Raw genomic sequence first — 25,677 nt, forward strand, 5'->3', positions numbered from 1 at the left:
TTATTCTGTGGATAACTGAGAATCCCAGTTATCCACAACTAGAAGGATATATAAAATGATGAAGTTTAGTCTATCAAAGAGTGTGGTTATGGGGCTTCTCACCGGGGCTCTTGTTTTTACTGTACCTCTGAATATGGCTCAAGCAAGTGAGAATTATCAGACTCACGTTGCAGTGCTTGAAAATCTGACGATAAATGAGTTGAGTGATGATAAATTTTTGATCTCTAACGGGAAAGAAAGCTATATTGTCACTCTGGATCAAGACTTAAATCCTAAGTCAGTTCAAACTCTTGAGGCTACTGAGTATAGCAGATCGGTAAGCTCGATTACTGCCCAAGATCTAGACGGACGTGCTATATGTCGTGCGGCCATGAGAGTTGCAACTCAGCTACATCTTAGAGGATGGGTAGCCGCTATAGGACTAACTGCAAGTATGGGAGCAGTTGGCGCAACTATAGCTGCTATTATTTATGCCGGTGGTACTACGGGTTTTCTTTTGTGGTTGAGGAGTAAATGCTAATGTCTAAGAGAAGTAAAGTTCTTATAGTCATTGCCGCAATAGCTGTTGTTGCGCTTGGATCTGCTGTAGCTCTCTGGAGTGTTGGCAAACTCCTGGAAGGCTCCATAGTCTGCTTGGCTGCGGGCACTGTTGTCGTAGCATTGCTTTTAATCTACAAGCCGGATGCGGGGCAAACGGAAAACCAGATTTCGCGCAATCGCAATATTATTTCAGCGGCTCTAGCTCTCTTAGGTCTGAGCGGTGTTGTTGTCGCACTGTTTTTACGAAGCAACGAAGTGCTATCTGAGATACTTCTTGAGTTAGGCCTTGGATTCTTGGCCGTTGGCTTAATTGTTCCATTCTTCTTCACGGTTATCAAACCAATGGTAATCGACGGAAAGACTAGCCGGTAACACAAAAAACCTCTGGAGTTCTTAACCAAGAGCTCCAGAGGTTTTCTAGTTGCGATAGTGTTTACTCAGCACCGGATAGTTTGAGCATTTCCAGGTGTGTTTTAAGCACCTCTTCTAGCACGCTATCCGCTGGCAGTGCATCCGTCGCGATTCTTTCGCGCATAGCGGTTTTGAGCCGCGCCAAATCTATATCCTGCGGCTGCTTATAGTAGCCGAGTGCGAGCATCGACTTTTCAAAGGCGTTAACGGTGCTCGGCTGTAATCCGTGGCGGATCAAACAGATAGGGTAACTGTTCAATTGCAGGCGATCAGCCAGCTCAACTATCGCCTGTATCGCCCAAGAAAGCTCGACTTCTTTTTCGTTGCTGTAGGTGTCTGCTGCTAGACCTGACATTTTAAGCTCCTTAAATAGTGGGGGCGTGGTGCCCGTGTAGGCTGCGAGTAGACTGCTAACAGTGTGTTTGTTAATGTCGATCTCGCGCCCTAGCGTTTTGGAAACACGAGCGGATGTCAACTCGTGTGCCCGCTCACAAGAGATGCTGTTGTTAGCGGCGCACACTGTGCTTATAAACGCTGCCGCGATCACCGGCTCAACATGGTTTTTAACGAGTATTATCGCAAAAGAATTGTGTGCAGCCGCTGTTGCAATATCGGCGATAGCGTTTTTAAGCCACGAAAGTTTAACCGCGCTAATGATCATTTCACTCCTTCCTGTGACGAAGTTTCCTCTATGATTGCAGATGTTTCTGACTAATCCATATAATCTAATCCGCGCGCTATTAGCGCATCGCCCGTGTTTTCGGCGTATGCCACGGTTGCAATAATTAGCGGAATTAATAACCGCCAGGGCACAATGCGCAGTCCGCGCGCGGTGGCCGCCGTTTTTAGCTCCTGCCAGCTATCCATAATCGTGGGAATTGAGCGGATCATTAGCGCGAGCGCGAGCCCGATCCGCTGTGGGCAAAGCCCGACATATTTAAGCGGCGTGCAGAGCTTAACAAAACCATCAATTATTGTGGGCATGGGAGTTGTGAAAAGCAGGATTTTTGCGGCAAAAATCATAGTTAACAGGGTTAAAACAGTGTCTGCGCCGGTGATTATTTTGCCGGTGACCGCGTAATAGATGCTTAGAATGAGGAGTAGCGGGGTGAGTGTTTTTAGCGCGTGACCCCATGTGCGCGCGGGGATTTTTGCGAGCGCGCCGACGACCAGCACGAGCGTGAGCGCTATTAAGCTGAAAATCCAGCTGTTCGTGGCGGTTAAAAACACGCTCAGGAAGAGTGCGATAATTGCTTTCAACGCTAGCGGGCAACTGTGCACAACTGTTGTTAGCGGATGATAAGCGCCAAAAAGATTATTGCTGGTGCTCATGGTTTCCTCCCGGGGCTGTGGGAAAATCGGTGGCGCACCAGCTTTTATAAGCAGAGATTATAGATGTCGCTGGTCCCTGAGCTATTATCCGCCCATCGTGAATTACAACCGCCGCGTCGCAGGTCGCGGCGAGTTCAAGATCGTGAGTTGCAATTACCAGCTGCTGCGGCAGTGTTTTAAGCAGTCTAATAAGCGCTGTTTTGTGTCGCAGATCCAGCAGGGTTGTTGGCTCATCTAACAGCAGTACTTGCGGATCCGCCGCCAAAACAGCAGCCAACGCCACCAGTTGTTTTTCGCCGCTCGACAGGCTGTGCACCGAGTCAAAAGCCCGATGCTCAACCCCGCGTTCAGCCAGCGCATTGAGCGCAGCGGTGCGGCGCGCCCGCTTGTTTTTGATGTGCTGCAGAGACAGCTCGACGTCTTCAACTGCGGTTGGCATAATCAGCTGCGCGGCGGGGTTTGCAAAGAGCATTCCCACGTGCTTGCGCACCTCGTGCAGGTGATCGGGGACGCTGATTCCGTGCACGGTCGCGTCGCCCGAACTGAGCTGCGCAAGCCCGTTAAAGAGCCGTAAAAAGGTTGATTTTCCCGACCCGTTAAGCCCCAGTACGGCGGTGCGGCGCGAGGTAAGCTCTGCTGTTGCGCCGTGCAGAATCGTGCGCTCTGCTGTGCCTGTGTTAACCGTGACGGTTGCGCGGTGTGTTTTAAGCACCCTCGCGGCTGTAAAGTTTGCCGGCGGGAGTGCCGGCTTGCGCCCGGCGCTAAAAAACGACACGCACGTAAACGCTAGCGTCGCGCAAGATTTGGAAATGCGCGATGCACAGCCAGCGCAATAAACACGCTGAGCAGGCATTTAACCAGATCACCTGGCACATAAACCAGGGCAGCGGCAAGGGCTGTGGGCAGCTCAAGGTGAGCATTAATTACTAGCCCGGCAACGCCAAACACCTGAATTACAGCAAACCCTGCGAGCGCGGCCAGCGCAAAAATCGCAGCTCGCGCAAAGCCTGAAACCTGTTTGCGCAAAGCCGTATACGCGAGCGCACCCGCCGCCAACGCGCCTGGAATAAACCCGAGAAGATAGCCAAAAGAGGGGACCGCCACCGTGCCAAATCCGCCCCGCCCGCCGGAGAATATCGGCAGCCCAATTAGCCCGGCGAGCACATACAGCGTTGTTGCTAGCAGTGCACGCTTGCCGCCCAGCACAAGAGCTGCGGTATAAACCGCGAGTGTTTGCAGCGTGATTGGCACGGCAACGGATCCGATGGGCACGGCTGGCAGAATCGCGCAGACAGCAATAAAAGCCGCAAAAACAGCGACCAGAGCTAGGTTTTTAGCGGGATTTACGGTTATTTTTAGAGGGCGCACAGCGACCGGTTTTGAAGTCATACTTACAACTGTAAACAATTTTGCTGTGCTGTTCAAGAGCTATTTTTACGCTGCCCGAAGCCGGGCTGATAAAGTGCTGATCAGGGGTTGATTTATGCTGTCGAGAGCTGCGCGGCTAAAGCGTTATTCGGAGGTGAATTTTACGCTCCCAGAAGCCCTGTTGATAAAGCACTATTTAAAAGCTGTTTTTACGCTGCCCGAAGCCGGGCTGATAAAGTTCTGTTCGTGAGCAGATTCTAAACTGCCAGAAACCGCTCGAGCGCTGCGCTGTCAAAACGCGCTGCCAAAAAGCGAATTTACACTCTGAAACAGGGGCTAGCAAGAAGCTCACTAACAGCTGAAATTGCAGAGTCCTAATTTGAGGGTAGAATTGTTTATCTCAAAAATGGCGGGCATTTATCTTAAAATAGCGGGGGTGAAATAGTTGCAGCAGGACAGATTACACGCTGCTGGCACCTTTGCGGCAGAGCACCTACCTCCCGCATACCCCGAACGCGCGGCGTGGGGCACCGCACAAACTCTGCGCTCCTGGCAAGAAGAGGCTATTAATCACTACCTCGTCAAACAGCCGCAGGACTTTCTGGCTGCGGCCACGCCCGGCGCAGGCAAAACAACTTTTGCGCTGCGCCTTGCTGCAATTTTACGCTCGAATAACACTGTTTCGCAGATTATTGTGGTCGCGCCAACCGAGCACCTAAAAACGCAGTGGGCGGATGCGGCGGCGCGAGCCGCGATCCGCCTCAATCCCAACTATAGCAACGGTCAGGGGCTTAACTACGGGCACGAGTATCACGGCATCGTGGTCACCTATGCGCAGGTTGCAATGCAGCCGGTGCTGCACCGGCTGATCACAGAGGGCGCGCCAACCCTGGTAATTCTTGACGAGGTGCATCACGGCGGTGACGCGCTGAGCTGGGGAGAAGCGATTATGGAGGCGTACGCAACCGCGCAGCGGCGGCTGTTACTGACGGGCACGCCGTTTCGTTCCGATGACGCGCAGATTCCCTTTGTGACCTACGAGCCGCGCGAAGACGGCAGCAGGGTTTCTGCAACCGACTATGACTATGGCTACGGGCGGGCGCTGGCGGATGGGGTTGTGCGACCCGTTATTTTTATGAGCTATGCTGGCAAAATGCGCTGGCAGAGCACAGCGGGTGAAGAGATGACCGCCAGGCTCGGTGAGGGCAATACAAAAGACATTACGAATCAGGCGTGGCGCACCGCGCTTGATCCCGCTGGCGAGTGGATCAGCTCGGTGCTAGCGTCTGCGCACAGGCGCTTGCTAGAGGTGCGCCAGCACGTGCCGGATGCGGGCGGGCTTGTGATTGCGACGGATCACGCAACAGCGCGCGCTTACGCGAGCATTTTGCGGGAAATAACAGGCGAAGAACCCGTTCTTGTGCTCTCTGATGACCCGAGCGCGTCACGGCGAATAACAGATTTTAGTGGTGCTAAAAGTTTTTGGATGGTTGCTGTGCGCATGATTTCTGAGGGGGTTGATGTGCCGCGCTTGGCTGTTGGAGTGTATGCAACAAGCTTTGCAACACCGCTGTTTTTTGCGCAGGCTGTGGGGCGTTTTGTGCGCAGTCGTAGGCGAGGTGAGGTTGCAACGGTTTTTATTCCGAACGTGCCGCAGCTTATGCAGCTGGCGGCGCAGTTGGAAAAAGCACGCGATCATGTTTTAGATCTTGCCAAGGGAGCGCAGGAGCTGCTCGATGCTGAGCAGCAACTTATTGACGCCGCCAACAGAGAGGAGCTGGTGGCGGATGCGCTAAGCGGCGGCGGTTACGAGTATAAGGCCTTAGCCAGTGACGCTCACTTTGCAAGAGCTGTTTATAACGGCGCGGATTTTGGCGGGTACGCGGAGATTGCTAGCGAAGAAGAGCTTGATTTTTTGGGGCTGCCCGGAATTTTAGAAACTTCCGAGGTGAAACAGCTGCTGCTACAGCGACAGGCGCGGCAGGCAAAGCGCGCTGCTCAGAAACAGGGCTTGAGTGAGTATCCGCCGCTCCGGGCGCAGCACCCAGAAGCCGTGCACCGTACGATTAAAGAGCAGCGGCAGCTGCTGCACAAGCTCGTGAGTATACACGCGCGCACCAGCGGGCAGCCGCACAGCGCTGTGCATGCGCAAATCAGGCGGATCTGTGGCGGCCCGGAGGTTGCAAAAGCCAGTGTTACGCAGTTACAGGCGCGGATTAAATATTTGCGCACGCTAATAAAGTAGGGTTTTATTGTGAGTGAAATACTAGAATCAGAGGGTGCTGAGTTTGCGCGTGCGCAGCAGGTGGTTGCGGAGCTTAGAGAGGTTTTGCGCAGCAGCAGTGAGGCGTACTATGGCGATGGTGAGAGCGCGCTGTCTGATACTGAGTATGATCAAAAACTGTCGGATCTTAGAAGCCTAGAAGCGCGGTATCCGCAGCTGAGCAGCCAGGATAGCCCGACTCAGACAGTTGGTGCAAATCCGCAAAAAACGGGTTTTGCGCCGCACACTCACCGGCAAAAAATGCTTAGCCTTGATAACGTTTTCAGCCTTGACGAGTTTGTTGCGTGGGCGCAAAAAACCGCTAAAACGCTGGTGAGTGCGAGTGCTGGCGTGGCTGGTACAGGCACGGGCGCAGATAGTGCTGCAGGCGCAGGCGCAGATGGCGAGGGCACGGATAGCGCGAGCGCAGGTGCGAGCGTGCTGGCAGCGGCTGCCGGCACCGGCTCAGCTGCGACGGATGCGCACTGGCTCACCGAACTTAAAATTGACGGGCTGGCAGTTAGCCTGAGCTACCGCAGGGGCGAGCTAGTTACCGCAGCAACTCGCGGTGATGGAAGCACCGGCGAAGATATTACCGCTAACGCGCAGTATATAAACGCGATTCCTAAGCGCTTGAGCGGCGCTAATCTGCCAGATTTTTTTGAGGTGCGCGGTGAGGTTTTTATTACCAAAGCAGATTTTCAGCGCCTTAACGAAGATCAGCTTAAAATGCAGCAGGAATACACAGACAGGCTCAAGCGTGAGGGCAAGACGGTGCCTTTAAATCCGCGGTTTGCGCAGTTCGCGAATGCCAGAAATACAGCGGCGGGGATCATCCGCCAGCTTACCAATAATAAAAAAAACGCGGAGCTTGCTTTGATGCGGCAGCGGCTCGCCTTGCTGTCTCTGTACGTGCACGGCATTGGCGCGTGGGATGGTGAGGTGCGGCAGCAGTCTGAGGTGTATCAGTTGTTCAAGCAGTGGGGGCTGCCAGTGTCGCCGCACAACCGGGTTTGCGACACGACCGGAGTGCTGGAATACATTGCATCGTATGGCGCAAATCGTGACGCTGTTGAGCACGATATTGACGGTGTTGTAATAAAGGTAAACAGTGTAGCACAGCAGCGTGCGCTGGGCGAAACCAGTCGGGCTCCGCGCTGGGCGATTGCCTATAAGTATCCGCCCGAGCGGGTGCACACCAGGCTGCTCGATATTAGAGTGGGGGTTGGGCGCACTGGCAGGGTGACGCCGTATGCGGTGCTGGAACCGGTTTCTGTTGCCGGGTCGACAGTGAGTTCGGCAACGCTGCACAACCAAGATGTGGTGCGCGCAAAGGGTGTTTTAATAGGCGACACAGTTGTGCTGCGCAAGGCGGGTGATGTGATACCCGAGATTTTAGGCGCGGTGTTTAGTGCCCGCACCGGCGACGAGGTGCAGTGGCAGATGCCAGCAGATTGCCCCGAGTGCGGCAGCGAGCTGACACAGATGAAAGCGGGGGATGTTGATTTAAGATGCCCTAACGCGCGCTCCTGCCCCGCGCAGATCGCCGGCAGAATAGAATATATCGGATCACGGAAGGTGCTTGATATTGAGGCTTTGGGGCAGGTTGCGGCGCGAGCTCTAACAAACCCGCTGCCGCCGCTGCAGCCGCTTCTTACGAGCGAAGCTGAGCTTTTTAACATAACGGCGGAGCAGTTAATGCCGCTCGCGGTTGCGAAGCTTGACCCAACAACTGGTCTGCCAGTTTATGACGAAAACGGCGAAATAGTTTTTTCAATGCCGTTCCAGCGCGTTGCAATGCGCTATCCCGAGCTCGGGAGCACAGATGTTGTCGAGGAGGGCGCTAAAACAGTGCGCCGCACAAAATCGGTGCGTGCTGTTGTGCCGTCAAAAACGGCTGAAAAACTAGTTGAGCAGTTGCAAGCTGCTAAGCAAAAACCGCTGTGGCGGTTGTTGGCGGCGCTGGGAATCCGCCATGTCGGCCCTGTTGTAGCGCGCGATATAGCGGATCATTTCGGCTCCTTTGACGCTATTTTTAACGCCACAGAGGAGCAGCTAGCAGAAGTTGAGGGGGTTGCTGTTGGCACGGCGCGCTCGATTATTTCGTGGTACGAAGTTGAGTGGCACCGGGAGATAATCGAGCGCTGGCGTGCTAGCGGAGTGCTGCTGAGTGCGCCGCAGAAAGATGAGACCGTGCAAAAATCTGCGGTTTTGGCGGGGCTCTCAATCGTTGTAACTGGCACACTCAAGGGCTATACTCGCGAGTCGGCAAAAGCGGCGCTTATTGCCGCCGGTGCAAAAGCTGCGGGCTCTGTTTCTAAAAACACTGATTTTGTTGTTGCGGGCGAAAGCGCCGGCAGCAAACTTAAAAAAGCAGAGCAGTTGAGGGTGCCGGTGTTAAACGCGGCGCAGTTTGAGATCTTGCTTAAGCAGGGGGTTGCTGGGTTGGGCGCGGCTTAAAAACACGATCAGCGGATATAAACTTCGCAACGGTAGAATTGAAGGGTAGATTTTTTGAATTTGAGAGACAGTGGAAATAATGTCAGATAATACCGTAATTACGAGTGAAACGGTTGAGCATATTGCAGGGCTTGCCCACATCGCTTTAACACCAGAAGAAACGGAAAATTACGCCGCCGAGCTGACGCAAATACTTAGTGCGATCGCTAAAATCAGTGAGGTTGCATCCGCTGATGTGCCACCGACGAGTCATCCTGTGGCACTTGTTAACGTAACCCGCCCTGATGAGGTGCGTGATGTGCTAACACAGCAAGAGGCACTGCAGAATGCCCCGGCTAGCGCTGCGGGTAAGTTCCAGGTCACCGCTATTTTGGGGGAGGAGCAGTAATGAGCGCGGAATACACTAAATTAACAGCGGCAGAACTGGCAGCGGGGCTTGCTGCCGGTGATTTCAGCGCGGCAGAGGTAACAGCTGCGCACCTTGCGCAGATTGAGGCCACAAACGATACGCTGAACTCGTTTTTGTGCACCAATGATGCGGCGCTAGAAACCGCGCGCAAAATCGACGAGCGCCGCGCTGCCGGCGAGCAGCTCGCAGAGCTTGCGGGCGTGCCGCTTGCGGTTAAAGACGTGCTGGTAACAACGGATATGCCGAGCACCTCCGGGTCAAAAATTCTAGCGGGCTATATGTCCCCGTTTGACGCGACCGTTGTTGCAAAAGCGCGCCGCGCGGGGCTTGTGCTGCTCGGTAAAACCAATATGGACGAATTCGCAATGGGCTCGTCGAACGAAAACTCCGCCTACGGTTCGGTTAAAAACCCGTGGCAAACAGATTGCGTTCCTGGCGGATCGGGCGGCGGATCCGCTGCTGCAGTTGCCGCGTTCCAAGCTCCGCTGGCACTCGGCAGCGACACGGGCGGATCGATCCGCCAGCCAGCCGCTCTAACGGGATCGGTCGGGGTTAAGCCGACGTACGGCGCGGTGAGCAGGTACGGCGCGATTGCGATGGCATCTTCGCTCGACCAGATCGGTCCGTGCGCGCGTACGGTGCTCGATGCCGGGATGCTGCAGGATGTTATCGCAGGTCACGACTGGCACGACGCAACCTCACTGCGGCACGACTGGGTTTCTATGGCGCAGGCGGCGCGCGAGGGTGCGGCTACAGGGTCGCTTAAGGGCGTAAAAATAGGTGTTGTTAAAGAGCTTATTTCTGAATCGCACACGCAGACGGGAGTGCTGCAAAACTTTAATGCCGCGCTTGAGCTTGCGGCGCGCGAGGGCGCTGAAATTGTGCCCATTACGGCAAAACATTTTGAGTATGCGGTGGCAGCCTATTATCTGATTATGCCAGCTGAGGTGTCATCTAACCTTGCTCGCTACGATTCTGTGCGGTTTGGAATGCGAGTTGACGCGGCATCCGGTGACACGGTTGCAGATGTTATGAGCAAAACTCGCGCGGTGGGCTTTGGCAGCGAGGTTAAACGCCGCATTATTCTGGGCACTTACGCGCTTTCGGCGGGCTACTACGATGCTTATTACGGCACCGCGCAGCGGGTGCGAACCCTTGTGCAGCGTGATTTCAACGAGGCTTTTGCGCAGGTGGATGTGCTGGCAGCGCCAACCTCCAATACAACCGCGTGGCATCTGGGTGAGCGGACGGCGGATCCGATGCAGAACTATCTTAACGATGCAACAACAATTCCTGCTAACCTGGCTGGAGTGCCGGGCATTAGCGTGCCGATCGGGCTTGCGGCAGAAGATAATATGCCGGTTGGTTTGCAGTTAATGGCGTCGCAGTATGAGGATGCCAGGCTCTACAAGACGGGCGCGGCGTTTGAGAGGTTAATTGCAGCACGAGACGGAAAAATGTTTTGGCAGCGAATGCCTGCGCTGCAGAGTGTGAAAGCGGGGGCATAAAATGGCTAAAACAAAACTAATGGATTTTGATAAAGCACTGGAACTGTTCGAGCCGGTTATCGGTCTTGAAGTGCATGTTGAGTTGAATACAAAAACTAAAATGTTTTCTGCCGCACCCAACTTTTTTGGAGGCGACCCCAACACAAACGTAACCCCTGTGTGCCTGGGGCTGCCCGGAACCCTGCCGGTTGTTAATGAAAAAGCCGTTAAATCTGCGATTAGTCTAGGGCTTGCGCTGGGCTGTGAAATTGCTGAACACAGCGGGTTTGCGCGGAAAAACTATTTCTACCCTGATATGGCAAAAAACTATCAAATCTCGCAGTACGACGACCCGATCGCGTTTAACGGCAGCGTTGAAATTGAGCTTTCTAACGGGCGGGTTATGCACGTTGAAATTGAGCGCGCGCACATGGAAGAAGATGCCGGTAAATTAACACACGAGGGCGGCGCAACCGGGCGAATTCAGGGGGCCACACACTCCGCTGTTGACTACAACCGCGGTGGTATTCCGCTTGTTGAAATTGTGACCCGTCCCGTGTTCGGGGGCGAAGCAGACACCCCCGAGATTGCGGCAGAGTATGTTTCCACGATCCGCGAGATTGTGAAGGGTTTGGGTATTTCTGAGGCGCGCATGGAGCGCGGTAATATCCGCTGCGATGCTAATGTGTCACTGCGCCCACGCGGTGAAAACAAGCTCGGCACTCGCACCGAAACCAAAAACGTAAACTCGCTGCGTTCCATTGAGCGCGCGGTGCGGTTTGAGATTCAGCGCCAGGCGCAGATTCTCGCCAGCGGCGGCACGATTCTGCAGGAAACCCGCCACTGGCACGAAGACACCGGCGAAACCTCTGCCGGGCGCGTAAAATCTGATGCGGATGATTACCGGTATTTCCCAGAGCCTGATCTTGTGCCGCTGCAACCCTCTCGTGAACTGGTTGCGAGCCTGCGCGCGGCTCTGCCAGAGCATCCCACGCTGCGCAGAAGAAGACTGCGAGCGGAGTGGGAGTTCACAGCTCTTGAGTTCCGCGATGTTGTTAATGCGGGGCTGCTGGACGCGGTTGCGGATACGGTTGCCGCGGGTGTAACCCCGGCGGCAGCGCGCAAATGGTGGACGTGTGAAATCAGCCGTATTGCCAACGAGCGCGGGGTGCTAGCAACCGAGCTGATATCGGTGCAGCAGCTTACAGAGGTTGTTGAGCTGGTAACAGCGGGCACACTGAACGACAAACTGGCGCGTGAGGTAATCGGCGCGATTATCGCGGGAGAAGGCAGCGCCGCCGAGATCGTTACGGCGCGCTCGCTTGCAATAGTCTCCGACGATGGCGCTCTAACGGCGGCAATTGACGAGGCGCTGCAAGCGCAGCCGGATGTTTTGCAGAAAATCCGCGACGGCAAAGTGCAGGCGGCGGGCGCTATTATCGGCGCGGTTATGAAAGCAATGCGCGGGCAGGCGGATGCCGCTCGCGTGCGTGAACTGGTGCTAGAGCGCGCACAAGAGCTGTAAAAAGCAATGGGCGCAGTTCATCAATCACTGCTTGTGGCGAGTATGAGCGCGCCCATTTTGCACATTGACATGGACTCGTTTTTTGTGTCGGTTGCAAGACTTGACAACCCCGGACTGCACGGTAAGCCGGTTGTTGTGGCAAACGACTCGCCGCGCTCTGTTGTGTCAAGCGCCAGTTATGAGGCGCGCCGTTTTGGGGTGCGTAGCGCAATGCCGGTCTCAACGGCAAAACAAATTTGTAAAAATCTGGTGTTTGCGGAGCCTAAAATGGATCGCTACGAAGAAATCTCACAGCAGGTTTTTAAGATTTTTGAACGGTTTACGCCCAGGGTTGAAAAACTCGGGATAGACGAGGGGTTCTTAGACGTTGCGGGGGCTGTTAAGCACTTTGGCTTGCCCTACGAGATCGCCCAAAAAATCCGCGCGAGTGTGTGCGAAGAGCTTAAAATTCCGTGCTCTGTGGGGCTCGCTGGTGCAAAATTTGTTGCTAAACTCGCCTCGGTTAAAGCTAAGCCGGATGGTATTTTTTGTGTCCCAGCCGAGCAGACCCTGCAGTTTTTGCATCCGCTAAAAATTGGTGAGATGCCCGGTGTTGGCTATAAAACGGCTGAAAAACTGCGCTCGCGCGCGCTTAACACGGTCGCCGATTTAGCAGCTCAGAGCGAAGAGTCGCTGGTGCGCCTGCTCGGGAAGGCACACGGAGCTCAGCTCTATCAAATGGCGCGCGGAATTGATCCGCGCCCCGTTATCCCCGAGCGTGAAATGAAGTCTTTGGGCGCTGAAAAAACGCTCAGCCAAAACACCAGCGACAGTGAGGTGCTGGCGCGTGAGCTTGCGCAGCTGGCTGCGAAGGTGACGCAGCGCTCTCGCGCCAACGGCACCGTCGCAGAAACTGTGACCCTTACCCTGCGCACACCAGATTTGCGGCGGGTTAATAAAAGCCTCACGCTCAGCCAGCCCACAAACTCAACAAAAATTGTCTACGACACGGCGTTGCGGTTGCTGACGCAGGTGAAAGCGCGGCACGACGCGGTGCGCCTGATCGGGGTGCGGTTGTCTGGGTTGCAAGACGAGCACACGCTCGCGCCTGTTTTATGGGAGGATGAAAGCAGCGCTCGCTGGCGCAAAATCGATGCGATAGCGGATCAGATAATAAATAAACTAGGCGGGGTTAAGCTCGAATCCGCTGCTGCGATCAATCTGACGCGCGGTGAATGAGCGTGCGGGAGAGTACACCAGAAGGGGGTCTAGGCAATTTGTGGTACTCGGTTCAGTTATTCAAACTCGGATGCGTCCCATTCACTGATATCCATGCCACCCCGTTTGAAGAACTCTATTAGGAGCATTTGTGCGGCCCAGTTACGGTCGATGGGTAGGAGGTCAAGGTTCTTCTTTGATTTCAGCCATTCGGCGAAGGTTTCGCTATCGACGGTTTCACGGATTTTGTCGAAGCGGCCGAATCGGTGCAGGTCTGCATCTGTGATGCCTTGCCCGCCGTAGGCTTTCAGCATCTCTTTCACCAGCAACGCATCGGCACCGGTTGCTGCGACAAGATCAGCAATCTGGCTGTCTTGCACGGCAGAAAGCTCTTCGTTGATGTAGTCGCGGAAAGACTTAGTAGCGTCTGGTGCCACGCGATCGGACTGGATCATGGCGATAACTCGTCTTGCTGCTTGCTGTTCTTTTTGACTCAAAGCCGCGTAATATTGCTGAACTTCGACAAGGAGGTCATCTATCTGAGCTTGGCTGGCTTGTTGGCTTGCAACGGCTGCGCGCCACTTGTCGAACTTCGCGTCAAGAGCCTCCATGTCTATACGCTGCGCATCATGCGCATAGGTCAGACAGGTCAAGTCGAGGGGTACCTGTGCGGCGGGTTCACCGCCACCGCCTGAACTTAGCTCGCTGTAACGGGTGAGCCATGTCTCGTAGATCTCCTTTGTCAGCAGTACTTCAATGTCGGGATCTCCTGGAGCTACTCCGGGATAGACTCGCTGATCCCACGTAAAACCTTGGATTCTGACTGTTTCGACAAGGCTTGCCAAATAGGAGAAAGAAACTGCGAATTTCTTACGATCCTCCAGGGCGTCAGGCAGACGGGAATAGTCTGGAATTCTAGCCTTAGTGAAGATAGCTTTGATGACTTCATATTCTCCATTGAGTGCTTGCAGGTTGGCCGGTAGCGGGTCAACGAACACACCTCGGGCGTTTCCGCCAGCGTAGAGGTCAAAGGCGATCTCGAAATTATGGGTCATCGTTTTGGGTTTGCGGTAGTAGACGATGGTGCCTTGAGGCTTGATGAGCTTGTTGTAGATGCGGTTGGTGCGAGAAGCTGCCTGGACGAGGTCAGCGTATTCGAGGACCTTGTCCATGTAGAGCGTGCCGACATATTTGGAGTCATATCCGGTAAGCAACTGGTCTACTACGATGACAAGATCAAGCATCTTGTCTTGGCTGATGTGTTTGCGGCTGTCCTTGTGGGCAAGCCTGTCAGCAACGTCGGACTTGAAGTCAGCGATTTCTGCCCGATCAAAACTAACACCGAACATTGCTTCGTAATCGTCGAGGATCTCAAAGATACCTTCGGTTCTCAGCTGCTGGTTTCCGACGTTTTCGTCTGCATCAGAAAACACAGCGGTCACTTTGAGCTCTTGGTTCAATACAGGAGGTACGGCGGTATGGTCTGCTGCGGCTTTCTGTACTTGCTCGTTGTGGGCTTGGAACAGGCGGTAGTACTTAATGGCGTCTTCAATGCTGCTGGTTGCAAACATTGCATGTAGTTGTTCGCCTTGGGAACGGCGCAGCCAGTTCTTGAGGATCTCATCGACGACAGCCTGTTGGTATTCAGGGGTCTCCCAGGTGGCCGTCTTTGCTAGATCGTCAATCCCGGCGATAAAGTGCCCTTTATCGTCACGGTAACTCACCCACGGAATCTTGTCAGGATCGCTGTACCGTTTAAAGATCGCGAGCTGCTTCTTGTCCTGGTATACCTCTGCGACCGTCTTGGCTCCAGCTTTCGCCAACGCCACCTTCTCACGCATCTCATCGTAGGGGTAGATATCTACCTGCTGATAGTCGAAACGCAACACTGCCCCATCGCGCAAACCGTGATAGATGCTGTAACGGTGAAGCTCAGAACCGAAAAGATCCGATGTTTGCGTGGACTTCTTCGCATTGGGTTCTTGAATCGGCGTACCGGTGAAACCAAAGAACACCGCACGAGGGAAACACCGGCGAATTTTGGCATACATGTCACCAAACGTTGACCGATGCGCCTCATCGACAATGAACACGATGCGCTGAGACTGAATTTTGTCGAAATCAGTCTTTGCGTAAAACTCATCCTGAGGATTCGTGAGCCGCCCGAGCTTGTGTAAAGACGTAATAATCAGGCGCTCGGTGCCGGTTTGAAGCTCCTTCGCGAGGAGGCGTGTTGAAGCAGGTCGAGCAATATCTGTAGCATCGCCAGCGAAATTACGGTATTCCATCTCAGATTGGTCGCCGAGCTCGATGCGATCAAGAACGAACACGACTTTGTCGGCAATCTTGTCGCGTGCCAGCAGCATCGCGGTCTTAAACGAGGTCATCGTCTTACCTGACCCCGTGGTATGCCAAATGTAGCCGCCCTTGTGATCGTGGATTCCACGATCCTCTAAAGGCACACGGTTCACATTTGACATCTGTGCCTCAACAGCAGCCACCGCATGCATCTGATACGGACGCAACACCTTCAGCTCTCCATCGCCCCCATCGGCGATCAGATAGTCACCGATCAGCGTGTGAGCAGCCGGGATGGAAATAAAGTGGCGCGCGATATCCTGCCACGATTCGTAACGCTCGTTGTAGAAGTCGGTGTACTCGAAATGAAACATGTCGGTCAGATGACTGGTATCCCTTGGGCGGGCGAAGTAACGCATATCCGTTGGTGTCATACCGATGAACACCTGGAGGGCGTTGAACAGGCCACTGAAGATGTTCGACTGCAGGTACTTGTGGATCTGGCCGGTAGCTTCAGACACATCGTGCCCATGGTTTTTCAACTCAACATGGACAACAGGGATGCCCCAAATCAGGAGCATGAAATCCCCACGCCGATCCTTGTCGCGCGGATGACTGCGAGGCATTACTGGCTGACGGGCAATCTGATAGGTAGAGTCTCCACCGGCAACCTCTTTGGGGTCAAAGATCGTCAACGACACGATTTTGCCCTTATGCGCTTCGTCATCAGGGTGATCGCGGCGAATGGTGGTCTCTTTACCTTGTAAGAAGCGCTGGACATCTGCAGGAGTAGCCAGGGTGCTGATTTGCTCTACCAGCTGCTGCTTTTCACCCTCAGACAGCGGAACGTTGTTGAGTCTATGAGGGGTGTTGTTGTTCTTGAAAACAATTGAAGCCCAGTTATCCACCAGATCAGCAACACTCGGATGAACCAAGACACGCTTAGACCAGCCGTGGCGCTCAGTCAGCGCGGATACGACCGCGTCTTCAAACTCGAGTTCAGAACCAAAATGCACTAAATCAGTCATCGGAGTACCCCTTCGAACTAAACGAACATCGACGCCAGGAACGCCGACTTCAAATGATGCAACTTTTCCAGCTTTTCCAGTTCGAAATTGATGAGAATGTCGAGCTCACGGAAATAATTACTAATGCCTTCTTGCTCAGATAGGGAAGGAATCAGGAGTAATAATCCCGACAGTGCTTCCTTGCTGACAGAAGTAACTTTAGTCCCTTGAGAAAAATGTACGATTTGGGAGTGAACTAACGCACTGTTCATAAGAACACCTAAGAATCCTTCTGCGCACTCTATCAAGGGGTGCAGTACGTATGTGTGAAGTCCGCCAAAAACAGGCAATTCGCCACGGATGCGTAGTTCCGCACACCGACCTACCGATTCGTCTTCTGCTGTATCGGCCATAACGACATCACCGTTTAGCAGTTGTTTGCTGAATAATCTTGAGACCAACTCTGGGTCATTGATGAAAGGGAGTTTTTGCGAGCTGACATCAACTAGATTGGGTAGAGAAGTGAGGATGTCCCCGTAGTGAACGCTTAATGCATTTCCAGCTTTCTCATTGAGGTTCGCACGGGTCACTGGGACCGATCTACCAAATTTGAAAAAGCTACTGAAATCCCACTTTTTCCACTCGTCTTGGAAGCCACTGAATCTGATCTCTGGCACGCGAGAGTCTCCTTGTGGGAACATCTTCGTGAGCATGGTGGTCTTGAGCTGCTTCAGCTTCTCGATCTTCTTCGCCGATGCGTCAAGCAGATCATCCAACTTATGGAACAACGATCCAATCGCTTCCTGTTCTTTTAAAGAAGGAACAAAGAGGGGGAACGACTTTACTTTTTCGGCATTAAGATTTCTCTGTGTACCAGTGGAAATATATGGCTCCCACTCAAGCCCAAGTTCTGCGTTTTTTAAGCGTGCATAAATGAAATCACGGGTTCCCGCACTAGAGAAGACCATATTGTAAAATGCCTGACTTGTGGCAGCGTCTATGTCGAGAATTCCGACCTTACCCACACTTGCGTACATAGCGAGAGAAATAGATCCCTTAGGTGCTATCCACGCAGCGCTATTGTTTAGACCCGCATCAGTAATGTGTTTAGCCGTACTACGAATGAAGCGATCCTTAATATCCGATATTCCTAAAAAAGGTATATGGCCGTTATAGTAGGAAGGATTTGTTGCTGTTGGCGTGCCACCCGAGCACCCAAGAGCAATCAAGTTTCCCAGTTGGCTTTGAATCCACTCCTCATGGAAGCCTTGGAAGCGTATCGCCGGAGCGTTATTCTGACTCATTGTTGCTCTCCGAGGATCTTGGCGAGTTCGGTGATGCCTTCCATGTCTCGTTCGGAGCCGATGAGTTGCCCCATCATGCGCGAAAGATTCTGCTGTGCTGCTTGTGTTCTGTGGCCGATGTCGGAGAGGGTTGTGTTGTATTTTGCGTCAAGCTCTGAGATGGCCTCGATGAGTGTTTCGATGGTTTGATGCGGGACGGTGTTGATGTCGTCGAGTAGGCGATCGACCCATTTGACTTCGAGGAGACTACGGGCGGTGTTGTCATCGAGGTTCTCGATAATGTGCTTGGTGTCAAGGTGGATCTTGGCTTCTCGGGTTTTGATGTCCTTCTTGGCTGTTTTGACTTCTTCGAGCAGGTCGAGTGCTTCGATGAGGATCGGTTCGAGTGCGTCGTCTTCGAAATCTGTAGCGCGTTTTAGCTGGTCGATATAGGTGCGTACTGTCGTAGCGGTGTATGCGCCTGACTTGTCGGCCGTCATTGCTGCCCAGTTCACTTCTGGATGTAGCGTTACGAGAGACTTCCGTGCCGCTCCGCGTGTATCTATGTATTCTTCGAGCACTCCAATTTCGGGCGAGGTGATGTCTTTCATGAGCGAGCCGAGCCGGTTCTTCGCGTTGGTAGCGTTGAATGCATCCCCGGCGGCGTTAGTTACTGAGTTTTTTCCGGAGCCGAGTTGTTCTTCTGACAGGGAGTCAAATAGTTCGCTTATTCGTTCTTCGGCTTGCGCTAGGCGTGTTTGAAGAGCTTCAAGGTCGCTGGAGTCTTCGGCCAGGAGTTCTTGTTGGACGAGCTGAAACGGGAGGACAGTGCCAAACCATCCTTCTTGAACTTCCTTTTCGACTCCTTTTACTTTCTTGATGACGTAGTTAGGCTCGACGCGGCGCACTTGATCCCAGCCCTGCCTTTTGAGGACTTCTAGGTCTCTGCCGATTACTTTCCAGTGGTTGGCAAAGATTTGATATACGGAGTAGTCATCGATGATGGGTACTTGCTTGAGGTGCTGGAAGAGTTCTGTTCGTAGCGCTGCCTCGATGATGGTCATGTCCACGTCGGCGAGATGGTGAACGAGTCGAGTCTTTAGTGATTGCGAATATCCGTTGAAAGCTGACGTAAAGCTGGCTTCGAACGAGGCAACAGATGGGTGTTGATGCACCGAATCGGCCAAGGAGTTGTTGGTCTTGATGTTCTCTTGCACGTGGGTGTGGGTCTCGGTTGTGGAATTGAAGATTTGTTCACGCAGCCCTGGCAAGGCATCCCAGTAGGTGGCGAGCGTGTCGATTTCTTTTTGTGGGATTCCACCAAACATGGTCGCGTAGATGTCCCACGTCTCGGCAGGATCTGACGAGTCGACATAGCGTGGAATGTTTAGGTTGTAGCCGTTTTCTCGGATTTCTGCTCGGCTAACGAGTCTGGAGAATTTGTCTTCTGTTCGCCGTTCGATAGCGGTGTCGACGATCTTTCGAACGTCACGTTCGCGCAGCTCGTTCTTCTTACCCGCTTTTTCAAAACCGCGTGAGGCATCGATGAAGAGAATGGAATCGTCTGAGCCGCGTTCTTTCTTGAGGATCATGACGATGGTGGCAATGCCAGTCCCGTAGAAGATGTTGGCAGGCAGACCGATGATGGTTTCGATGTGGTTGCGGTCGATGAGTTGAGTGCGGATTGCTTCTTCTTCGCCGCCTCGGAAGAGTACGCCGTGAGGGAGAACGATGGCGAGAATCCCATCGCTCTTGAGGTGGTAGAGCTCGTGGAGCAAGAACGCATAGTCAGCTGTCTTTTCAGGTGCAAGCCCGTAGGCGAATCGTGGATCAGCGCCTAGCTTCGGGCGTTCCCACTCCGCAGAATACGGCGGGTTTGACACCACAGCGTCTACCAACAAGGTTTGATACACGCCAGTAATGGGGTCGATCATCGGCCAGTCTGCACCGAGCGAGTCGCCCTCGCGGGTGATGATGTTAGCTGGACGGATACCCCGCATAACCAGGTTCATTCTTGTTAGCGCATACGCAGCCTTCTTCAGCTCTTGAGCATAGTACTGAATCGAGTCAGGGTTGCCGCTGCGGCGGGAAATAGCGTCACCAATATTGAGCAGTAGCGAAGCCGATCCAGATGTGGGGTCGTATACCTGAATGTCTCGCCGATCTTTCAGATGGTGACCCACGATTTCAGCCATCACCAAAGCGACTTGATGGGGCGTGTAGAACTCACCAGCAGACTTGCCCGCGTTAGCCGCGAAATTAGCAATCAGATACTCATAGACGTACCCCAACACATCGTACCCTTGGCGACCATCAGTAGGAATCTCGCGGACGATACGGATTAGCTCACGCAGCTTTTTGGCTTGCGCAGTGGAATCAGTTCCCAGCTTTGGCACCGCCGAAGCCAGAGGGGTAAAGATCTCATGGAAGATGGATCGGTACTGCGGGTTGACCTGGGCATCAAAAGCGAGCGCTGCTTCGGTGATCCATGAAGGTTGAAGATCTGGAAGCTTCTTTTCCCACGTAGAGAACAAGTCGCTGTACTCGATGAAATACCCCAGCGAGGCTTGCGCCATAGCGACTCGGCGTGGTTTTTTAGAAGTAATCTCAGATTCGAGTTGATCCTCGGGGATTTCATTTTTCAGGAAGAACTCAACTTCTCGGCCCGATAGAAACTTGTAGAACATCAAACTAAGAATTAGGTCTTTGTAGTCGTTCGCGTCCAAAGAGCCACGCATTTTGTTGGCAGCTTTCCAGATCTGAGCTGCGAGTTGTTGTTTATCCATGAGGGGTTTCGTCTTTCGTATTGTCGGGCAAGTTCAAAAACAACTATGCATCCATGCTCGGGTTGTCTCTTCTTCACCGAGAGGATCAGTAGTGACGACGAAGCCAAGGGCTTAGGGGTGAATCCACATCTCTATAGTACCTGGAAAACGTCGTTAAAGAGTCTGGCGCGCGGTGAATGAGCGTGCGGGAGCAACAGCGGGTAAGAGCCCTGCGATTGTCGTCTGGGTGGATGATTTCTACTGAGCGAATCTGGTTACCATGCACGTGAACTGCGAACTGCTGGAATGGGGTTATGCTATGGGCTCGGAGGGGATGGGGGGAGTGGTAGAGGGCAGTTTTCAAAGGTGATGCGCTTTATTAAGAACATCAGCACGTAAACCAGCTGATGCTGAGAGTATTTCAATTCCTAGAAGGTAGCCTTCGCTATCTATATCAATCGTCACTTGTGTTTGACCGTTTGGCGTTTCTATGAGAGAAACCTGTTGAGCTGATTCTTTCGGTGCTAAGTCTTTACCAAAGGTAATGTACGCGGCATCAGCTTCGCTATCGTAAGTCATTTTCACGAGACTACCCTTTCGTAACTGTAATGATATTGCCGGTTTTGTTAGCCACTATCACGCGAATCTTGTTTCCCCCTTTTTTCTTCATCATGTCAGCTTGTTTTGGTGGTTTCCAATGTGCCCGATGTGAAAGGGGAGTTTCTGTCTCTGTTTAGAGTATAGTAAAAAGTTTCACATTTATTGCTGGCTATCTAACGCCGACAAATGGCGGGGTGTACTCTGATATTCGTCAGGGTACGCTAGATAACCAACAGCCCCCGCTCGTCATACACCGATTCGGCAGGTTCGCTCCAGTTTCGGATCGTGCGATCCAAGGCAATGATGAATGCGACGATGCCGTCGATTTCCTCTGTGCTCTTGGATTTGTAGGGTTTGATGTTTCCGCTGGAGAGGTCTACTTGCTTCTCTTGGTTGGCTTGGCTTGCGCCAGCGCTGAGCCAGCAACACTCTTTACCGCTGAGCCATACCGGCCATCGCTCAAGATCTTGCTTGCCTTTGACGCAACCTTCAGGGTCATCTGCTTCTGATTTCGTCATGCTCTTCACATTATCTGCTGTAGCGTTTGTGCACTTTTTGTGCGCATATACATCGTTTTCTATAAAATAAGTTAGATGGAAGAAAAGTATTTGCGCTACAGAATCTATATTCTAAAATTGGATCTTTAGCACCGCAGACGAGAGAAGATGAACATGGCAGAAAACCCGACGACATATGCGCGAATGCGCGGTCTCGATGAAGGTATCCAGGAACACGAAAAGGTGAATGTTATTAGATTTATGAAAGAAAAAGACAGAGGCCGGTATGGCTATTTGCTGGATGTTTACGATGTTGCCGAGGGTCAGCACTATGGTCGATAACAACAAACGGGTGTCAATTAGTTACAAACCACTTTGGAAATTGCTTATTGACAAGAATATGAAGAAACAGGATCTGCGTCGACTGACAGGTCTATCCGGTGCGACTATTGCAAAGTTGGGGCGCAATGAGAATGTTAATACGGACATTCTAGTTCGTATATGTGATGCTCTCGATTGCCAGCTTGTGGATGTATGCACAGTCGAACACTCCTGTATCTAGAATTGCACATTTTAATAATGCCGATGAGGAATATTTTGCTTTTATTACTTAACTTTTCTTGTACTAAATGAACATCTATAGGTGACTGAAAATGAAGGAGAATTGAGCGCGTGAAAAATGATTATGGGCAGTACTTCACACCAATGCATATAGCAAGGATGATGGTTGGGTGTATTACTGCCGCCAAAGAAGCGCCGATACTTGAACCTAGTGCAGGAGAGGGCGTCTTTTTGGATGCGTTGTATGAAGCCGGATTTTCTAACTACATCGGTGTTGAAATCGACCTCCGGCTTCAGCAGAAAAGCAACCATAAGGTTGAGCACGCCTCTTTTGTTTCGTGGAAGCCGTCAGAAAAATACGCTGGAATCATAGGAAATCCACCATATATCAGATGGAAACATCTGGAGCCAGAATTGCAATTAGAACTAAAGCGGCATCACTTATGGGGCAAGCTGTTCAACCCTTTGTCCGATTATCTCAGCGTATTTATTGCGAACAGTATCGAGCACCTGATGCCCAGAGGTGAACTCGTTTTTATTACTCCGTCTTTTTGGATGCACACTCTGCACTCTGCACCTTTAAGAGATTGGATTTTAACGCAAGGCGTTGTTACTGAGATTATTGATTTCGGCGAAGCGAAAGTTTTCGATGGCGTTTCAAGTGCTATCGTAATTTTTAAATTTGTAAAAGACTCGGCACAATCTACGATTAGCTATTGGAAGTATATTGGTGGAAGAAAAGTCAGTGCGGATGTCGAGCTTGATAGTCAAAAACACTTTCAGAGCTTGACTATTCCCTCTTTTCAGCCTGGAAAGCACTGGACGCTTGCTGACGCCAAAACCCAAAGCGTGGTGGAAGAAGTTGAAAAGGTCGCCATGAGAACCTCGGATGAGTATCTTTTCGACATTCCTCAAATCGCTCGTCTCGGCGATTATGTCAGTATCGCTAATGGTATGGTTTCAGGATTAGATAAAGCTTTCCGCTTCGATCACGCAGAAGATTTCAAACTTACCGCAGACGAACAAAAGTGTCTTATGAAGGTTGCCAAAGCAAAGGATTTAGATTCTTTGAGACCCAAAGCTTTCTCTGCGTATATTGATATACCAGTGGGGCTGTCGGAAAAGGAGGTTCAGATCCGGTATCCAAATTTTGTTACTCAATTAATGCCGTACAAGAAGCAGCTTCTCAGCCGTTACTCTTATGGGCGCGAACTCCCTATATGGGAATGGGCTTTTAGGAGATCTGAAAAGTTTCTTGTATCAAATACCCCAAAGATTTTCGTTCCATGTAAGGAACGCATGACGAACAGAAGAACTGCGCGTTTCGCACTGGTGGATGGCGGAATTGTAGCGACCCAAGATGTGACAGCGCTTGCACCATTAGACACCACTCGAGAGTCGATTGAATACATCCTCGCCTATCTATCTACCATTCAGGTTTCTGAGTGGATTAGAGTCCGAGGTCTCATGAAGGGAGGGATCGCAGAGTTCTCCGAAAAACCTTTAAGCGACATACCATTCCGCTTCATCGATTGGAATGATCCGATCGAAGTCGAATTTCACAATCGCATTACCGAGGAGGTATCTGCTTATCTCAAAAGCACGATGAACTCAGAAGAATTCATTAACGCGATTAGTAAAGAGTTTAAGGATTTCAATTAACTCGAAGACGCTCTGTGCTCCCTAATATTTATGCAAAATGGCAAGGACTTCGTCAAGTCGTTTTTGCTGTTTTGCTATTCTAGATGCGAGCGACTTCGAATAACAATGTTCCAGGAAGTCTCTAAACCAGTCGCGTTTAGATCTTTGATAGTTTTGTTTCACATCAAATGGATGGAATTGAATCTGGAGTGCTGCAGCCCAATTGATATAAAGCTCTGTAGGGGCGATCTTGAATAAATCAACGACACACCACTCGTCAGCTTTGAGGATCTTCACCCCATTTCTCTCTGTCGGGAAGAAACGAACACCCAAGTAATAAATATCGAATTTAGGCTCTGCGCCGCTCTCTAGTACTAACTTTGCCGCTTGTGACAATTTGTTTGCCGAAATAATGTTCGGAGGCTGGGAGGGCTTAGAGGCGTTCTGAGATTTAATATCAATCAGAGTTACTTCAGGGGATTCGAATTTTAGCTCACCGTCAGAAAACAAGATACTCTCAGCGGTATCATTTTGCTTCTCCTCAAAGGGATTTGAAGGTTTCCACTTTTCCGTAGCGCTCTTACTTCGCGAAACCAGATAATCTAGTGCAGGCTCACCAAAAGTCGCCGATTCTGGTTTTTTGCCAGTAGCTACAAAGTCAGAAAGAGCAGCATTGAGAGCTTCATAATGCCTAAACGCTCTTCCTGGTGCATGAGAAACGAGCTCTTTGTGTGCTAAACCTTCGAATACAAGTCCTCCTGCGTGCCCCGACAGTTGCCCGCTAGGGCGAGGGGCTTCTGCATGGGTAAGTTTTGTTGCAATATCTTGTAACAGTTGTGGCACATTCATGTTATATAGGCTACATATGAAGAGAGCTCGGGTCTAGAGCGCAACATTTCGAAGACTAACGAGCAGGACATTGCGCGAGCTGACACCTGGGATGATCTCAAGTTCTTCGCACAGCCGGTCAGCAATGCTCTGTGATATCGAGGCCGTCGGAGTACATCACCGGTGTCCAGCGCCTCGGCAAGTCTAAGGTGACAGTTTCGCCCAAACCTTCCGAAGCGCCGAGACCCAACTACTTCGTAAGCGGATCAGGTGGCAGATAAACTAGGCGGGGTTAAGCTCGGATCCGCTGCTGCGATCAATCTGACGCGCGGTGAATGAGCGTGCGGGAGCAACATACGCTTCTTGAGCTTCAATAAGCAGCAGCTCTTTAGAGCCCGCGCTGATTGTTTTAGCGAGCAGCTCAAAAACACTGGCCGTTGTCAGCTCTAGCGCCTGACGCAGAGACTTGCCGCTGCTTAAGTGAGCGGCAAACAGCGCCTGGGTCACATCGCCCGAGCCGTTAATTTTACCGGGCAGGCGGGGAGTGCTGATAAGCCACGCCTCGCTCTGGTTTACCGCGAGCATTTCGAGCGTCTGGCTCTGCGCATCGGCGCGATTTACGCTTGTTACCAGCACCGTTTGCGGGCCGATCCGCTGAATTTCTTTAATTGCGTCGAACGTGTCGGCGAGCGTGTTTAGCTCGCGCCCGGTTAAAAAGCCAAGCTCAAACTGGTTGGGAGTAATAATATCTGCGTGCTGAATAACTCTGTCGCGGATTAGCTCCTGCACCTCGGGGCTTACAAAACAGCCCGAGTTTTCGTTGCCTAGTACCGGGTCGCAGGAGTAAACCGCGCGCGGATTGCGGGCTTTGGTTTTTGCGACCGTGTCAAGAATTGCGTCGCCGATGCTTGATCCGCCCTGGTAGCCGGATATTATTAGCTCGGTGTCTGCCAGCGCGCCGCGCTTATCGATGCCCGCAACAATATCGCGCACCTGCTCTCCGTTAAACATAACACCCTGCCAGTCGCCATAGCCGGTGTGGTTTGAGAAGCACACGGTTGCAACGGGCATCACCTCGTGCCCGAGGCGTTGCAGCGGAAACACTGCGGCAGAATTACCCACGTGACCGTAGCTTACAGCAGACTGAATAGATAGTATACGCATATCTAGATTCTGCCACAGGATGCTTAATTTTTGCCGGTAGG

General features: G+C 52.1%; 22 protein-coding genes. 11 read left to right on the top strand and 11 right to left on the bottom strand.

Going from position 1 to position 25,677, the window contains the following annotated elements; all coding sequences use genetic code 11:
• The first annotated feature begins 55 nt into the window (after positions 1-55).
• Positions 56-520: a hypothetical protein gene (locus tag KJY78_RS00950; RefSeq protein WP_214336568.1), complete on the top strand. Its 465-nt coding sequence runs from the start codon at positions 56-58 to the stop codon at positions 518-520.
• Entirely contained in the window at positions 520-912 is a 393-nt protein-coding gene (locus KJY78_RS00955) for a hypothetical protein (RefSeq protein ID WP_214336569.1), read from the top strand. Before KJY78_RS00950 ends, KJY78_RS00955 begins: the two co-directional genes overlap by 1 nt.
• Positions 913-973: 61 nt before the next feature.
• Here KJY78_RS00955 and KJY78_RS00960 read toward each other — a convergent pair whose 3' ends face one another.
• The 4 genes from KJY78_RS00960 to KJY78_RS00975 form a co-directional block, all read right to left on the bottom strand.
• On the bottom strand, positions 974-1,612 hold the full coding sequence (locus KJY78_RS00960) for a hypothetical protein (RefSeq protein ID WP_214336570.1): 639 nt from the start codon (positions 1,610-1,612) through the stop codon (positions 974-976).
• 50 nt (positions 1,613-1,662) lie between these two features.
• The gene (locus tag KJY78_RS00965) at positions 1,663-2,283 is read right to left on the bottom strand and encodes an energy-coupling factor transporter transmembrane component T family protein (protein ID WP_214336571.1); all 621 of its coding nucleotides are present in this window, start codon (positions 2,281-2,283) and stop codon (positions 1,663-1,665) included.
• Entirely contained in the window at positions 2,267-2,995 is a 729-nt protein-coding gene (locus KJY78_RS00970) for an energy-coupling factor ABC transporter ATP-binding protein (RefSeq protein ID WP_348771148.1), read from the bottom strand. The genes KJY78_RS00965 and KJY78_RS00970 overlap by 17 nt, the downstream gene beginning before the upstream one ends.
• 74 nt (positions 2,996-3,069) lie before the next feature.
• Entirely contained in the window at positions 3,070-3,672 is a 603-nt protein-coding gene (locus KJY78_RS00975) for a biotin transporter BioY (RefSeq protein ID WP_214336573.1), read from the bottom strand.
• Between the two features lie 424 nt (positions 3,673-4,096).
• Here KJY78_RS00975 and KJY78_RS00980 point away from each other — a divergent pair, with 424 nt between their 5' ends.
• From KJY78_RS00980 to dinB, 6 genes are all read left to right on the top strand, one after another.
• Positions 4,097-5,896: a DEAD/DEAH box helicase gene (locus tag KJY78_RS00980; protein ID WP_214336575.1), complete on the top strand. Its 1,800-nt coding sequence runs from the start codon at positions 4,097-4,099 to the stop codon at positions 5,894-5,896.
• Between the two features lie 9 nt (positions 5,897-5,905).
• On the top strand, positions 5,906-8,374 hold the full coding sequence (ligA, locus tag KJY78_RS00985; protein WP_214336577.1) for an NAD-dependent DNA ligase LigA: 2,469 nt from the start codon (positions 5,906-5,908) through the stop codon (positions 8,372-8,374).
• Between the two features lie 79 nt (positions 8,375-8,453).
• On the top strand, positions 8,454-8,762 hold the full coding sequence (gene gatC / locus KJY78_RS00990; RefSeq protein WP_214336579.1) for an Asp-tRNA(Asn)/Glu-tRNA(Gln) amidotransferase subunit GatC: 309 nt from the start codon (positions 8,454-8,456) through the stop codon (positions 8,760-8,762).
• A complete protein-coding gene (gene gatA / locus KJY78_RS00995; RefSeq protein ID WP_214336581.1) occupies positions 8,762-10,291 on the top strand; it encodes an Asp-tRNA(Asn)/Glu-tRNA(Gln) amidotransferase subunit GatA in 1,530 nt (509 codons plus the stop codon). Before gatC ends, gatA begins: the two co-directional genes overlap by 1 nt.
• A 1-nt stretch (position 10,292) precedes the next feature.
• A complete protein-coding gene (gene gatB, locus KJY78_RS01000) occupies positions 10,293-11,795 on the top strand; it encodes an Asp-tRNA(Asn)/Glu-tRNA(Gln) amidotransferase subunit GatB (RefSeq protein WP_214336583.1) in 1,503 nt (500 codons plus the stop codon).
• Between the two features lie 6 nt (positions 11,796-11,801).
• On the top strand, positions 11,802-13,013 hold the full coding sequence (gene dinB, locus KJY78_RS01005; RefSeq protein ID WP_214336585.1) for a DNA polymerase IV: 1,212 nt from the start codon (positions 11,802-11,804) through the stop codon (positions 13,011-13,013).
• A gap of 56 nt (positions 13,014-13,069) precedes the next feature.
• Here dinB and KJY78_RS01010 read toward each other — a convergent pair whose 3' ends face one another.
• From KJY78_RS01010 to KJY78_RS01030, 5 genes are all read right to left on the bottom strand, one after another.
• Entirely contained in the window at positions 13,070-16,318 is a 3,249-nt protein-coding gene (locus KJY78_RS01010) for a type I restriction endonuclease subunit R, EcoR124 family (RefSeq protein ID WP_214336587.1), read from the bottom strand.
• Between the two features lie 17 nt (positions 16,319-16,335).
• Complete coding sequence (locus KJY78_RS01015) at positions 16,336-17,601, bottom strand: restriction endonuclease subunit S (protein WP_214336600.1); 1,266 nt, start codon at positions 17,599-17,601, stop codon at positions 16,336-16,338.
• The gene (locus KJY78_RS01020; RefSeq protein WP_214336601.1) at positions 17,598-20,366 is read right to left on the bottom strand and encodes a type I restriction-modification system subunit M; all 2,769 of its coding nucleotides are present in this window, start codon (positions 20,364-20,366) and stop codon (positions 17,598-17,600) included. The genes KJY78_RS01015 and KJY78_RS01020 overlap by 4 nt, the downstream gene beginning before the upstream one ends.
• 339 nt (positions 20,367-20,705) lie before the next feature.
• A complete protein-coding gene (locus KJY78_RS01025) occupies positions 20,706-20,924 on the bottom strand; it encodes a DUF2283 domain-containing protein (RefSeq protein ID WP_214336602.1) in 219 nt (72 codons plus the stop codon).
• Positions 20,925-21,166: 242 nt separating this feature from the next.
• Positions 21,167-21,463, bottom strand: coding sequence for a hypothetical protein (locus KJY78_RS01030; RefSeq protein ID WP_214336942.1), 297 nt, complete (start codon positions 21,461-21,463; stop codon positions 21,167-21,169).
• Positions 21,464-21,610: 147 nt separating this feature from the next.
• On the opposite strand from KJY78_RS01030, the gene KJY78_RS01035 reads away from it, so the two are divergent.
• The 3 genes from KJY78_RS01035 (at position 21,611) to KJY78_RS01045 (ending at position 23,665) form a co-directional block, all read left to right on the top strand.
• Positions 21,611-21,784 carry a hypothetical protein gene (locus KJY78_RS01035; RefSeq protein WP_214336603.1) on the top strand — a complete coding sequence of 58 codons (174 nt, stop codon included), beginning with the start codon at positions 21,611-21,613 and terminating at the stop codon, positions 21,782-21,784.
• Between the two features lie 10 nt (positions 21,785-21,794).
• Positions 21,795-22,004: a helix-turn-helix domain-containing protein gene (locus KJY78_RS01040; RefSeq protein WP_348771162.1), complete on the top strand. Its 210-nt coding sequence runs from the start codon at positions 21,795-21,797 to the stop codon at positions 22,002-22,004.
• 110 nt (positions 22,005-22,114) lie between these two features.
• Positions 22,115-23,665: an Eco57I restriction-modification methylase domain-containing protein gene (locus tag KJY78_RS01045; protein ID WP_214336605.1), complete on the top strand. Its 1,551-nt coding sequence runs from the start codon at positions 22,115-22,117 to the stop codon at positions 23,663-23,665.
• Positions 23,666-23,686: 21 nt separating this feature from the next.
• On the opposite strand, the gene KJY78_RS01050 is transcribed toward KJY78_RS01045, so the two are convergent.
• Together KJY78_RS01050 and pdxY are read right to left on the bottom strand one after the other, a co-directional pair.
• On the bottom strand, positions 23,687-24,493 hold the full coding sequence (locus KJY78_RS01050; protein ID WP_214336606.1) for a HincII family type II restriction endonuclease: 807 nt from the start codon (positions 24,491-24,493) through the stop codon (positions 23,687-23,689).
• Between the two features lie 261 nt (positions 24,494-24,754).
• The gene (pdxY, locus tag KJY78_RS01055; RefSeq protein WP_214336608.1) at positions 24,755-25,636 is read right to left on the bottom strand and encodes a pyridoxal kinase PdxY; all 882 of its coding nucleotides are present in this window, start codon (positions 25,634-25,636) and stop codon (positions 24,755-24,757) included.
• Between the last annotated feature and the right edge of the window lie 41 nt (positions 25,637-25,677).

This window comes from Canibacter zhuwentaonis (assembly GCF_018531145.1).
Lineage (GTDB): Bacteria > Actinomycetota > Actinomycetes > Actinomycetales > Microbacteriaceae > Canibacter > Canibacter zhuwentaonis.

Excerpts from the sequence above, each read along its gene's own strand:
- KJY78_RS00950 (WP_214336568.1), top strand. The coding sequence starts at position 56 with ATGATGAAGTTTAGTCTATCAAAGAGTGTGGTTATGGGGCTTCTCACC.
- KJY78_RS00955 (WP_214336569.1), top strand. The coding sequence starts at position 520 with ATGTCTAAGAGAAGTAAAGTTCTTATAGTCATTGCCGCAATAGCTGTT.
- KJY78_RS00960 (WP_214336570.1), bottom strand. The coding sequence starts at position 1,612 with ATGATCATTAGCGCGGTTAAACTTTCGTGGCTTAAAAACGCTATCGCC.
- KJY78_RS00965 (WP_214336571.1), bottom strand. The coding sequence starts at position 2,283 with ATGAGCACCAGCAATAATCTTTTTGGCGCTTATCATCCGCTAACAACA.
- KJY78_RS00975 (WP_214336573.1), bottom strand. The coding sequence starts at position 3,672 with ATGACTTCAAAACCGGTCGCTGTGCGCCCTCTAAAAATAACCGTAAAT.
- gatC (WP_214336579.1), top strand. The coding sequence starts at position 8,454 with ATGTCAGATAATACCGTAATTACGAGTGAAACGGTTGAGCATATTGCA.
- gatA (WP_214336581.1), top strand. The coding sequence starts at position 8,762 with ATGAGCGCGGAATACACTAAATTAACAGCGGCAGAACTGGCAGCGGGG.
- gatB (WP_214336583.1), top strand. The coding sequence starts at position 10,293 with ATGGCTAAAACAAAACTAATGGATTTTGATAAAGCACTGGAACTGTTC.
- dinB (WP_214336585.1), top strand. The coding sequence starts at position 11,802 with ATGGGCGCAGTTCATCAATCACTGCTTGTGGCGAGTATGAGCGCGCCC.
- KJY78_RS01010 (WP_214336587.1), bottom strand. The coding sequence starts at position 16,318 with ATGACTGATTTAGTGCATTTTGGTTCTGAACTCGAGTTTGAAGACGCG.
- KJY78_RS01015 (WP_214336600.1), bottom strand. The coding sequence starts at position 17,601 with ATGAGTCAGAATAACGCTCCGGCGATACGCTTCCAAGGCTTCCATGAG.
- KJY78_RS01020 (WP_214336601.1), bottom strand. The coding sequence starts at position 20,366 with ATGGATAAACAACAACTCGCAGCTCAGATCTGGAAAGCTGCCAACAAA.
- KJY78_RS01025 (WP_214336602.1), bottom strand. The coding sequence starts at position 20,924 with ATGACTTACGATAGCGAAGCTGATGCCGCGTACATTACCTTTGGTAAA.
- KJY78_RS01030 (WP_214336942.1), bottom strand. The coding sequence starts at position 21,463 with ATGACGAAATCAGAAGCAGATGACCCTGAAGGTTGCGTCAAAGGCAAG.
- KJY78_RS01035 (WP_214336603.1), top strand. The coding sequence starts at position 21,611 with ATGAACATGGCAGAAAACCCGACGACATATGCGCGAATGCGCGGTCTC.
- KJY78_RS01050 (WP_214336606.1), bottom strand. The coding sequence starts at position 24,493 with ATGAATGTGCCACAACTGTTACAAGATATTGCAACAAAACTTACCCAT.
- pdxY (WP_214336608.1), bottom strand. The coding sequence starts at position 25,636 with ATGCGTATACTATCTATTCAGTCTGCTGTAAGCTACGGTCACGTGGGT.